Origin of the sequence: Stutzerimonas kunmingensis (assembly GCF_900114065.1) — a bacterium.
Taxonomy (GTDB): domain Bacteria; phylum Pseudomonadota; class Gammaproteobacteria; order Pseudomonadales; family Pseudomonadaceae; genus Stutzerimonas; species Stutzerimonas kunmingensis.
Genome location: NZ_FORS01000017.1, coordinates 25,087 through 37,091 on the forward strand (window position 1 = coordinate 25,087; position 12,005 = coordinate 37,091).

Consider the following 12,005-nt stretch of genomic DNA (forward strand, 5'->3'; position numbering starts at 1 on the left):
TTATGTCCAGCATTACTCATGGCTGTACGGCGCGAGCGCGCCTGTCTGAGCGTTTTTTGATTCATCCATCCCGCCTGCGTTGGCAGCTCGCCCATGCCGCGCTGCTGGGAATGCTCGCCAGTGGCGCACTGGCCGCGGAGGCTGAGCATGCCGGCCATGCGGAGCACGCCGAAGCCGTTGAACTGGCGCCGATGGTCATTACCGGCGTCGGCCAGCAATCCCCACTGACCGTGGTGACCGACCCCAAGATTCCCCGTCAGCCGATGCCGGCCAGCGACGGTGCCGACTACCTGAAGACCATTCCCGGCTTTTCCGCCGTGCGCAACGGCGGCGTCAACGGCGATCCGGTGTTCCGCGGCATGTTCGGCTCGCGCCTGAAACTGCTCTCCAACGGCGGCGAGATGCTCGGCGCCTGCCCGAATCGCATGGACTCGCCGAGCTCGTACATCAGCCCGGACACCTTCGACAAGCTCACGGTCATCAAAGGGCCGCAGAGCGTGCTCTGGGGGGCAGGTGCCTCGGCCGCCACCGTGCTCTTCGAGCGCGAGCCGGAGCAGTTCAGCGAGCCGGATTACCGCATCAACGGCAGCTTGCTGACCGCCTCCAACGGTCGCTTCGACCACAACCTGGACGCCGCCGCCGGCAACAGTCAGGGCTATGCCCGGCTGATGGCCAACAGCTCCCAGGCTGACGATTACGCCGATGGCAACGGCGATACCGTGCCATCGCGTTACGACAAGTGGAACACCGACATCGCCCTGGGCTGGACGCCGGATGCGGACACCCTGGTCGAGCTGACCGCCGGTCGCGGCGATGGCTACGCACGCTATGCGGGGCGCGGGATGGACGGCAGCCAGTTCCAGCGTGAGAGCCTGGGGCTGCGCTTCGAGAAGACCAATCTCGGCGAGACCTTCTACGGGCTGGAGGCGCAGGTCTACTACAACTACGCCGACCACATCATGGACAACTACAGCCTGCGCGATTTCGTGCCGTCGATGATGATGCCCAACCCGACGCTGTCGCGGGTCGACCGGCGTACGCTGGGTGGCCGGCTGGTCGGCACCTGGCAATGGACGGATGTCGAGCTCAAGGCCGGGGTCGATGCCCAGCGTAGCGAGCACCGCAAGGTCATGAACCCGGCCGGCGCCGCCAACCAGATGGTCACCGCTGCGGGAAGCGACGCACTGCCCTGGGTGCCGGACGCGATGTTGCACAGCTACGGCGTCTTCGGCGAGCTGACCTGGCAGCTCAGCGAGCGCGAGAAGCTCATCAGCGGCTTGCGCCTGGACCTGCACGAAGCGACCGACGAGCGCGAGTTCTTCCGCAGTCATGACGCTTCGAGCATGCCCATCGTTTCCCGCAACTGGGACAACCCTACTGCCGGTGAAACGCGTCGCGACACGCTCTACAGCGGCTTCGTGCGCTATGAGGAGGAGCTCGTCAGCCTGCCGGCGACCTGGTATGCAGGCCTCGGCCATGCCGAGCGTTTTCCCGACTACTGGGAGCTATTCGTCTCCAATCCAGGGCCGGTCGGCACGGTGCAGCCCTTCGACTCGGTGCGGCCTGAGAAGACCACGCAGCTGGACGTCGGCCTGCAGTACGCCAAGGGACCGCTGGAGGCCTGGGTTTCCGCCTATGCCGGCCTGGTCGAGGATTACATTCTGTTCAGCTATGTGCCCGGCGTAATGCCCGGCATGCTTCGCGCCGAGGTCAGCAACATCGACGCTACCATCGCTGGAGCCGAGATGGGCGCCAGCTACCGTTTCACCAGCAACTGGAAGGGTGATGCGAGCCTGGCCTATGCCTGGGGCAAGAACCGCAGCGACGATCGTGCCATGCCGCAGATCCCGCCACTGGAAGGACGTCTGGGCCTGACCTACGAGCGAGACAACTGGAGCACCAGTGGCCTCTGGCGCGTGGTCGCCTCGCAGGGTCGGGTTGCCGAGAATCAGGGCACCGTGGTCGGCAAGGACTTCGACGAGAGCGCCGGCTTCGGCGTGCTGGCGGTCAACGGCGCCTACCGGCTGAACAAGAACTTCAAGCTCAGTGCGGGCGTCGACAACCTGCTGGACAAGGCCTACAGCGAGCATCTCAATCTAGCCGGCAGTGCGGGCTTCGCCGATTACGGCCTTGAGCCCACCAGCCGAGTCAACGAACCGGGCCGCACCTACTGGGCGCGGGTCGACATGAGCTTCTAACGAGACAACGGCGGTAAAGGAGCGAGGGTTCGCCTCGCTCCGGACGTAGGTTGGCGCTGAGGCGCGGGGCGTGCTGGAGCGGCTCGCGGCGCTGGCATCAGGGATGACGCATGGGCAGCGCTCAAGGCGGTTTCAGCGGCTTCGTGCCTCAGCGCCAACCTACGATTAACTTCTTTCCTCGGCCGGATGTCCTTCCGGTTGCAGCAATGCCGGCGCGCCCGGCTGGCGCAGTGAATCGCGCCAATCGCGTACATCGCCGCCGCTTGGGTGCTGGAATACCCGTAGACCGAATTCCGGCAGGATCGCCAGCAGGTGGTCGAAGATGTCCGACTGGATGGCTTCGTACTGCGTCCACGCCACCGTATTGGTGAAGCAGTAGATTTCCAGTGGCAGGCCGTCCGCAGTCGGGCTCAGCTGGCGCACCATCAGCGTCATGTTCTGGTGCACGCCGGGGTGGGCGCGCAGATAGCGCTCGACATAGGCGCGGAAGGTCCCGAGATTGGTCACCCTGCGGGTGTTGACCGGCTCCTGCCCACGCTCGGCGAGCTTGGCGTTCCACTCGTCGATCTCCTTGCGCTTGTTGACCAGGTAATCCTCCAGCAGGCTAAAGCGATACAGCCGCTTGCGCTCGTCGGCATCGAGAAAATGCACGCTCTGCTGATCCAGATACAGGCTGCGCTTGATGCGCCGGCCGCCGCTTTCCTGCATGCCGCGCCAGTTCTTGAACGAATCCGAGATAAAGCGCTTGGTCGGGATGCTGGTGATGGTCTTGTCCCAGTTCTGCACCTTGACGGTATGCAGCGCGATATCGATCACGTCGCCGTCGGCATTGAGCTGCGGCATTTCCACCCAGTCGCCGACGCGGATCAGGTCGTTGGAGGTGATCTGTACGCTGGCCACCAGCGAAAGCAGGGTGTCCTGGAAGATCAGCATCAGCACCGCCGCCATGGCACCGAGGCCGGAGAGCAGGATCAGCGGCGAACGGTCGATCAGAGTGGCGATGATGAGGATGGTGGCGATCGCGTAGATGACGATCTTCACCACCTGCAGATAGCCCTTGATCGGGTGCAGGCGCGCGTCCGGTCGGCGCTGGTAGACCACGTTGATGATGTCGAGCACCGCGCCGAGCGCCAGCGCGATGGTCAGCACGATGAAGCCGCCGCAGACGTTCTGTACCACGGTCACCGCGGCTTCCGGCAGGCCCGGTACGGTCGTCACGCCAAGCGACAGCACCAGTGCGGGGACGATGTTCGACAGCCGCTTGATGATGCCGAAATCCTGCAGTTCGCCATCGCGGGTGTGGCGCAGTAAACGGTAAAGGCCACGCACCAGGATGCGCTTGACGATCCAGTTGGACAGCCAGGCGGCGAAGATCAGCGTGGCACTGGCGAGCAGCGTCTGCAGTTCGGGGTGGGCTCTGAGCCAGTCCAGCCAGCCGGCCAGATCGTCAGACATGTGAATCTCCATTGAGAGGTGAGGGCGCGGCCTTGGCAAATTGCCTTGGCCGCTGCCCGGCTTGTCGGTGTGGCTTGGTCAGCGGATAAATTCGCGGCTGATACTCTTGAACAGTTCGGTGCCGGCGCGTTCCATCCATTCGAAGGCAACCATCTCCCGCGAGACGATCACCGCGCCGGCCTGGCGCATGCGCTCCAAGGCCAGCGCCTTGTCGCTGGCCCGCCGCGAGCTGACGCCTTCTTCGACGACGAAGACTTCGTTGCCACGGGCGCGCAGGTCCAGCACCGTCTGCAGCACGCACACGTGAGTCTCGCAGCCGCAGATGACGAACTGCCGGCGTTCGCCACCCGGGCGCTGGAACAGTTCGCCGTCGCCGGCCGCGGAAAAATGCAGCTTCTCGACAATGGCGGTCTCGTCGACGTTGTCACGCAGAGCCGAAATCGTGTGGCCGAGGCCCTTGCTGTACTGCTCGGTCAGCAGCACCGGCACACCGACTCGCTGCGCCACCTGTTGCAGCCAGGCGGTGTGCTCGGCCATGGCTGCATTGTCGAGGATCACCGGAAACAGGCGTTCCTGGATGTCGATGATCAGCAGGGTGGAATCCGTTGCCTTGATACGCATCGCAGTGCTTCCTCGTGGTTCAGGGTTTGTAGGCGCCGATGAAGATGGCCGGGTCGACACGGGCATCGTTCAGGCTCACGTTCCAGTGCAGGTGCGGGCCGGTGGCACGCCCGGTCGCGCCGACCTTGCCGAGCACCTGGCCACGCGCCAGTTGGTCGCCGACTTTCACGCCAATTTCGGAGAGATGGCAGAACATGCTGATCAGCCCCTGGCCGTGGTCGACGAAAACGGTCTTGCCGTTGAAGAAGTAGTCACCGGTGAGTATGACCTTGCCGGCCGCCGGTGCCTTGATCGGCGTGCCGCTCTTGGCGGCGAAATCCAGGCCCGAGTGCGGGTTACGTTCCTCGCCGTTGAAGAAACGGCGCAGGCCGAACGGCGACGACAGCGGGCCGTCCACCGGGCGATCGAACAACAGATTGCTTGGCTGGTTGGCGCTGAACTGCCGGTAGGCGCGGGTCTGTTCGTCCAGTTCGCGCTCGATGCGCTTGAGGTCTGCCGGATTGGGATTGACCTGGCGCTGGTTCTTCAGCGTGATGTGCTGCGCTCGATAGTCGCGGCTCTCGACCTGGAAGGCTTGGGGACGGCCATCGATCTCCAGCTGCTGCGCGCCCGGCTTCACCGACAGCGGGATGCCGACGATGGCGATCCAGCGTTTGCCATCCTCACGCACCACCAGGGTTGGCTTGCCCTGATAGCGAGCCTGCGGTGCGCTAACGTCGTCACCTAGCTCGATCACGGCAACGCCGCCGGGCACAGGCTTGTTCAGCAGACGGGTGATGAAGCCCTCGGCATGGGCGCAAAGGGGAAGGGCGAGGCACAACAGCAGGGCGAGAAGGCGTGGCATGAAAGGATCCGCTGGAATAAACGGCCCATCCTCGCGTAAAGCTGCGCTGGGGAAAAGGCTGGCCATCTGGCGACCGCCGGTCAGAGCAGCGGCAGCGTGACCGGTGCCAGATGATTGTCTTCCACCCGCACCTCCAATTCGCCCTCGCCGAGCCTGGCCTTGAGGCGCTGGCCAGGTTGCGTCTGGCTGGCGCTGCGGATCGCCTGGCCGCGCTCGTCGAGCAGAATGCTGTAGCCGCGGCTGAGTGTGGCCAGCGGGCTGACCACATTAAGTGTCTGGGCGAGGCCCTGTAGCTGTTGCCGGCGGCCTTTCAGGTTGGCCTGCATCGCTCGCGGCAGACGCGAGGAGAGGTGTTCGAGTCGCTGCAGCAACAGATTCAGCGAACGCCCCGGGTGTTGCGCGGCCAGGCGTGTTGCCAGGCGGGCCAGACGCTCCCGGCCGCTGCACAGGCGGCGGTCGACGGCGCGCAGCAGGCGCTGCTCGAGGTCGTCGATGCGCTGGGCCTGGTGCTGCAGCCGTTCGCCGGGGTGGCGCAGGCGGCGGGTCAGGCCTTCCAGTCGCATGGCGTCACGGTGCAGACGATCACGCATGCGCAGCACCAGACGCTGTTGCAGCCCGCTCAGCCGGTGTTGCAGGTCGGCGCTGCTGGGTGCCAGCAGCTCGGCAGCCGCGGATGGCGTTGGCGCGCGGACGTCGGCGACGAAGTCGGCGATCGAGACATCGGTTTCGTGGCCCACGGCGCTGACAATCGGCGTGACACAGGCATCCACCGCGCGCGCCACCGCTTCTTCGTTGAAGCACCAGAGGTCCTCCAGCGAGCCGCCGCCGCGAGCCAGAATCAGCGCATCGAAGCCCTGGGCATCGGCCAGTTGCAGTGCGTGGACAATCTGCGCGGTGGCTTCGCGACCTTGCACGGCGGTGGGGATCAGCGTCAGCTCGACTTGCGGCGCGCGGCGTTTGAACACCGAGATGATGTCGCGGATCACCGCGCCGGTCGGCGAGCTGACGATGCCAATGCGTCGCGGGTGGGCGGGCAGGGCGGCCTTGCGTTCGGCCGCGAACAGACCTTCGGCGCTGAGCTTTTCCTTGAGTGCCTCGAAGGCCAGGCGCAAAGCGCCGTCACCGGCCGGCTCCAGCGTATCGAGAATCAGCTGGTAGTCGCCGCGTCCCTCGAACAGCGAGACCTTGCCGCGTACCCGCACCGCCAGGCCGTCGCGCAGGGCCTGGCGAACCCGCGCCGCGTTCTGCCGGAACAGCGCACAGCGCACCTGGGCGTTCTTGTCCTTGAGGGTGAAATAGATGTGGCCGGAAGCCGGGCGGGCGAGGTTTGAAATCTCGCCTTCGACCCAGACCTGGGCGAACACGTCCTCGAGCAACAGGCGGGCGCGACCGTTGAGCTGACTGACGGTCAGCACTTCGCGATCGAGATTGAGACGCTGGAAGGGATCTTTGAGCATGGCGGCGATGATAAGCCGGGCGCGGCCAGGCGCAAACCGAAACTGCTTCGCCTCCGTCCAGCGGGCCTTGACCGGCCAACGGGTGGCGCTAAGCTGCGCGGCCTTTCTTCATCTCCCGTTCCGAGCCGCCATGAGCCACAGTCAAGCGATCATCGTGCCGCGCATTTCCACATTCCCAGCGCACGAAGCCAAGGCGCGGATGATTCTGCGCTGGCTGGCCGAGCGGCGCATCGTCGAGGCGCTGCCGACCACCTGCGGTCGCGGCGTTGGCGGCATGGGCTACGCTATCGCTTCCGGCGCGCGCAGTGTCGTGCAGCATCCGGATCGCATGCCTTTTGGCGAAGCCATCAACGGCCTTGAAGTGGTGACCAAGCGCTGCATCTACACGCCAACACGGGATTTCGCCGAGGAGGCAGGCTGCCCCGAATGCCGTCGCGAGATTGGCGAGGCGTTGTTTGAAAGCCTCGACGAGTGGATGCCTAAGCAGACCGACAATTTCACCTGTCCGGAATGTGGCTTCGAAGACGACATCAACGGCTTCCTGTTCATTCCGGCGTGCGGCTTTTCCAATCTCGGCTTTATCTTCAATGGCTGGGGCGAGGCCGGCCTTCGCCAGTCGTTTCTCGATGAATTCGCCGAACGCCTGGGCTTCAAGGTGGCGCTGGTGATTGATCGGCCGTGACCGGTCGGTCATTTCGGCGATGCCGCGCATTTCGCCGTGCGCGACGCGCCTCACATCCGCATTGAGCGTGAAGGGGTGCGTGGGTATAATGCCGCGCTTCCTTTTTCCCGCCTGGGAGCCCCCGCCATGCTGCGTATCAGCCAAGAAGCCCTGACTTTCGATGATGTTCTCCTGATCCCGGGATATTCCGAGGTTTTGCCGAAGGATGTCAGCCTGAAGACCCGTCTGACCCGCGAAATCGAGCTGAACATTCCGCTGGTTTCCGCGGCCATGGACACCGTCACCGAAGCGCGCCTGGCCATTGCCATGGCTCAGGAAGGCGGCATCGGCATCATCCACAAGAACATGAGCATCGAGCAGCAGGCTGCCGAGGTGCGCAAGGTCAAGCGTCACGAGACCGCCATCGTTCACGATCCGGTCACCGTCACGCCGGAAACCAAGATCAGCGAGCTGCTGCGCAAGGCGCATGAACTGGGTTTCTCCGGCTTTCCGGTAGTGTCTGGCAAGGAGCTGGTCGGCATCGTCACTGGTCGAGACCTGCGCTTCACACCCAATGCCGGCGACTCCGTCGCGGCGATCATGACGCCCAAGGACAAGCTGGTCACCGTGCTCGAAGGCACCGCCCTGGAAGAAATCAAGACCGAGCTCTACAAGCACCGCATCGAGAAGATGCTCGTGGTAGACGGCAATTTCCACCTGCGCGGCCTGGTCACCTTCCGCGACATCGAGAAAGCCAAGACCTACCCGCTGGCCTCCAAGGACAGCCAGGGTCGTCTGCGCGTCGGCGCAGCGGTCGGTACCGGCGCCGATACCGGTGAGCGCGTCGAAGCGCTGGCCGCTGCCGGTGTCGACGTGGTGGTGGTGGACACCGCTCACGGTCACTCCCGCGGCGTGATCGACCGCGTGCGCTGGGTGAAGGAGAATTTCCCGCAGGTGCAGGTGATCGGCGGCAACATCGCCACCGCCGAAGCCGCGCTGGACTTGGTCAAGGCCGGCGCCGACGCGGTCAAGGTCGGTATCGGCCCGGGCTCGATCTGCACCACCCGTATCGTTGCCGGCGTCGGCGTACCGCAGATCTCTGCCATCGCCAACGTCTCCGCCGCGCTGGAAGGCACCGGCGTGCCGATGATCGCCGACGGTGGCATCCGCTTCTCCGGTGACCTGTCCAAGGCCATCGTCGCCGGCGCCAACGCCGTGATGATGGGTTCGATGTTCGCCGGTACCGAAGAAGCGCCGGGCGAGATCGAGCTGTTCCAGGGCCGTTCCTACAAGGCTTACCGCGGCATGGGTTCGCTGGGAGCCATGTCCCAGGCGCAGGGCTCCTCGGATCGCTACTTCCAGGATTCCGCCGCCGGTGCCGAGAAGCTGGTGCCGGAAGGTATCGAAGGCCGCGTACCGTACAAGGGCTCGCTGGCTGCGATCATCCATCAGCTGATGGGCGGCCTGCGTGCTTCCATGGGATATACCGGCAGCGCCACCGTCGACGAGATGCGCAGCAAGCCGCAGTTCGTGCGCATCACCGGTGCCGGCATGGCCGAGTCGCACGTGCATGACGTGCAGATCACCAAGGAAGCCCCGAATTACCGAGTGGGTTGATCCGCTCAGCTAGACAGGCGCCGGAAGCTGGCAGCGGGAGCGGGGAGAAATCCTGGCTTCGGCTTCCAGCTTCCGGCTTTCAGCTTCAGGCTCTTTCCGAAGGAAAGCTCATGGCTCACCAAGACATTCACGCCCACCGCATCCTGATCCTCGACTTCGGTTCCCAGTACACCCAGCTGATCGCCCGCCGCGTGCGCGAGATCGGCGTGTATTGCGAGCTGCATCCGTGGGACATGAGCGAGGACGACATCCGTGCCTTCGCGCCACGCGGCATCATTCTCGCCGGCGGCCCGGAGTCGGTTCACGAGGCAGGCAGCCCGCGCGCGCCGCAGGCCGTGTTCGATCTCGGTGTGCCGCTGTTCGGCATCTGCTACGGCATGCAGACCATGTCCGAGCAGCTGGGTGGCAAGGTGCAGGGCTCCGATGTTCGCGAGTTCGGCTATGCCCGCGTCGATCTGGTCGGCAAGTCGAAGCTGTTCGACGGCATCGAAGACCACATGGATGACGACGGTGTGTTCGGCCTCGACGTGTGGATGAGCCACGGCGACAAGGTGACCACGCTGCCAGAAGGTTTCCATATCCTCGCCAGCACGCCGAGCTGCCCGATCGCAGCCATGGGTGACGACGACCGCCGTTACTACGGCGTGCAGTTCCATCCGGAAGTGACTCACACCCGCCAGGGCGGCCGCATCCTTTCCCGTTTCATTCTCGACATCTGTGGCTGCGAAGCGCTGTGGACGCCGTCCAACATCGTCGAAGACGCCATCGCCCAGGTGCGTGCCCAGGTCGGTGATGCCAACGTGCTGCTCGGCCTTTCCGGCGGTGTCGATTCGTCGGTGGTCGCGGCGCTGCTGCACAAGGCGATCGGCGATCAGCTGACCTGCGTGTTCGTCGACAACGGCCTGCTGCGCCTGCACGAGGGTGACCAGGTGATGGCCATGTTCGCCGAGAACATGGGCGTCAAGGTGATCCGTGCCGACGCCGAAGCGCAGTTCCTTGGCAACCTCGAAGGCGAGGCGGACCCGGAGAAGAAGCGCAAGATCATCGGCCGTACCTTTATCGACGTGTTCGATGCCGAAGCCAGCAAGCTGGACAACATCCAGTTCCTTGCCCAGGGCACCATCTATCCCGACGTGATCGAGTCGGCCGGCGCCAAGAGCGGCAAGGCCCATGTGATCAAGTCGCACCACAACGTCGGCGGCCTGCCGGAGGAAATGAACCTCAAGCTGGTCGAGCCGCTGCGTGAGCTGTTCAAGGACGAGGTACGCAAGATCGGCCTGGAGCTCGGCCTGCCCTACGACATGGTCTACCGTCACCCGTTCCCGGGCCCGGGTCTGGGTGTGCGCATCCTCGGCGAAGTGAAGAAGGAATATGCCGACCTGCTGCGTCGCGCGGATCACATCTTCATCGAAGAGCTGCGCAACTTCGACTGGTACCACAAGACCAGCCAGGCCTTCGTGGTGTTCCAGCCGGTGAAATCGGTCGGTGTGGTCGGCGACGGCCGCCGCTACGCCTGGGTCGTCGCGCTGCGCGCGGTGGAAACCATCGACTTCATGACCGCACGTTGGGCGCACCTGCCTTATGAGTTGCTGGAAAAGGTGTCCAACCGCATCATCAACGAAATCGAAGGCATCTCCCGCGTGACCTACGATGTGTCGAGCAAGCCGCCGGCCACCATCGAGTGGGAGTGATATCAGGTCCTTCGGGGATTATCGGTACCTATCGATAAGATGCTGTAACGTGTTGATTTATAATAAAATACGTCGCGGCACCTATCGGTAGCTATCGCCAGGCAGCGGGATGGTTTGGCGGTACTGGTAACGGTAAGAACCGATGCCCGGATTCGGACCCTCCCGTTTACTATCGAGACCAAACCGGTCTTTGACGGTAAATCTCTCCTCCGGAAAGCTTGCGCCATACGGCTTTCCCGGCATCAGCAGGTCTCCTGGCCCTTGACGGTAAAAGCCGTCATGAACCGGAGGAAAAACCTCGATGCTGACCGACACTGCACTGCGCAATCTCAAGCCCAAAGCCAAGCCCTACAAGGCTTCCGATCGCGACGGAATGTACGTAACGGTATCGCCCGGCGGTACCGTCACCTTTCGCTACGATTACCGTCTCAACGGACGCCGGGAAACGCTGACCATCGGACGATATGGACCAGCGGGGATTTCATTGGCCATGGCGCGCGAAAAGCTGCTGGATGCCAAGCGAATGGTTGCTCAAGGCATATCTCCTTCCTTGGAAAAGCAGCGAGCCAAGCGGCGTCTGACTGCTGCCAAATCGTTTGGTGAGATGCTGAAGAGATGGCTGGCTGATGCGCGTATGGCCGACAGCACGCGATCCATGCGCAAGAGCATCATTGATCGCGACATCCTGCCGGTCTTCGAGAACCGTCTCCTGACCGAAATCACCGCAGACGATCTCCGTGCGCTCTGCTCCAGGGTGAAGGGTCGCGGGGCGCCGGCCACAGCCGTTCACGTTCGCGACATCGTGAAGCAGGTCTTTGCGTTTGCAATCCTGCACGGTGAGAAAGTGGAGAATCCGGCCGACGGTGTTAAGGCCGCATCGATCGCCACCTTCGTGCCGAAAGACCGAGCGCTGACCCCGACCGAGATTCGCCTGGCTTTTCACCAGTTGGAGTCGATTGCGGCGTACCCCACCATTCGATTGGCCTTGCGCCTGGTACTGCTGACCTTGGTGCGTAAAAGCGAGCTGATCGAAGCTACTTGGAATGAGGTGGATTTTGAGAACGCCACGTGGACGATCTCCAAGCAGCGTATGAAGGGACGCAATCCCCACGTGTGTTGGCGCTGATGGAAAATTGACCCACCCTGCCGATTGAAATTTGACCCAGGGCGGATTGCTGATTTTGTTACCAGCAACTGTGGATAAGTCTACCAGCGCAGCTGCTGTTGCCCCCACTCCTTCGCTAGCCCAGTTCAGTTGTTTAAGACCTGCCACACGCAGCCATGTAGCAGGCCGTCGTCGCCATGAAATCAGAACGGCTCATCGTCCTCCGGTTCCTGGCTGCCCTTACGCTTTCGCTCCCGTGATTTGATCTTGGCCTGGGCCGCCAAGCTACTGTGTTGCAGGCGATAGGACTCGTTACCGGTTTCGACGATGTGGCAGTGGTGGGTCAGCCGATCCAG

General features: G+C 63.6%; 9 protein-coding genes and 1 pseudogene. 5 read left to right on the top strand and 5 right to left on the bottom strand.

Translation table 11 applies throughout. From position 1 onward, the window contains the following. Nucleotides 1-2: 2 nt before the first annotated feature. Complete coding sequence (locus BM275_RS21290; protein ID WP_090523454.1) at nucleotides 3-2,198, top strand: TonB-dependent copper receptor; 2,196 nt, start codon at nucleotides 3-5, stop codon at nucleotides 2,196-2,198. Between the two features lie 165 nt (nucleotides 2,199-2,363). Here the strand turns inward: BM275_RS21290 and BM275_RS21295 are convergent, their stop codons facing one another. From BM275_RS21295 to xseA, 4 genes are all read right to left on the bottom strand, one after another. Beyond that, nucleotides 2,364-3,653, bottom strand: coding sequence for a mechanosensitive ion channel family protein (locus BM275_RS21295; protein WP_090523457.1), 1,290 nt, complete (start codon nucleotides 3,651-3,653; stop codon nucleotides 2,364-2,366). A gap of 78 nt (nucleotides 3,654-3,731) precedes the next feature. Further along, nucleotides 3,732-4,274, bottom strand: coding sequence for a hydrolase (locus BM275_RS21300; RefSeq protein WP_046620499.1), 543 nt, complete (start codon nucleotides 4,272-4,274; stop codon nucleotides 3,732-3,734). Nucleotides 4,275-4,293: 19 nt separating this feature from the next. Further along, complete coding sequence (locus tag BM275_RS21305) at nucleotides 4,294-5,118, bottom strand: M23 family metallopeptidase (protein ID WP_090523459.1); 825 nt, start codon at nucleotides 5,116-5,118, stop codon at nucleotides 4,294-4,296. Nucleotides 5,119-5,198: 80 nt separating this feature from the next. Further along, a complete protein-coding gene (xseA, locus tag BM275_RS21310) occupies nucleotides 5,199-6,575 on the bottom strand; it encodes an exodeoxyribonuclease VII large subunit (protein WP_090523462.1) in 1,377 nt (458 codons plus the stop codon). A gap of 130 nt (nucleotides 6,576-6,705) precedes the next feature. On the opposite strand from xseA, the gene BM275_RS21315 reads away from it, so the two are divergent. The 4 genes and pseudogenes from BM275_RS21315 to BM275_RS21330 all read left to right on the top strand — a co-directional run. Beyond that, nucleotides 6,706-7,257: a hypothetical protein gene (locus tag BM275_RS21315; RefSeq protein WP_046620509.1), complete on the top strand. Its 552-nt coding sequence runs from the start codon at nucleotides 6,706-6,708 to the stop codon at nucleotides 7,255-7,257. Between the two features lie 126 nt (nucleotides 7,258-7,383). Beyond that, nucleotides 7,384-8,853 carry an IMP dehydrogenase gene (gene guaB / locus BM275_RS21320; RefSeq protein WP_014819490.1) on the top strand — a complete coding sequence of 490 codons (1,470 nt, stop codon included), beginning with the start codon at nucleotides 7,384-7,386 and terminating at the stop codon, nucleotides 8,851-8,853. Nucleotides 8,854-8,963: 110 nt separating this feature from the next. Then, nucleotides 8,964-10,544 carry a glutamine-hydrolyzing GMP synthase gene (gene guaA, locus BM275_RS21325; protein ID WP_042928273.1) on the top strand — a complete coding sequence of 527 codons (1,581 nt, stop codon included), beginning with the start codon at nucleotides 8,964-8,966 and terminating at the stop codon, nucleotides 10,542-10,544. Nucleotides 10,545-10,845: 301 nt separating this feature from the next. Further along, nucleotides 10,846-11,664: pseudogene (locus tag BM275_RS21330) on the top strand (tyrosine-type recombinase/integrase); the annotation flags it as partial. 188 nt (nucleotides 11,665-11,852) lie between these two features. Here BM275_RS21330 and BM275_RS21335 read toward each other — a convergent pair. Next, the coding region (locus tag BM275_RS21335; RefSeq protein ID WP_244153901.1) for an ATP-binding protein at nucleotides 11,853-12,005 on the bottom strand (153 nt) is incomplete at its 5' end.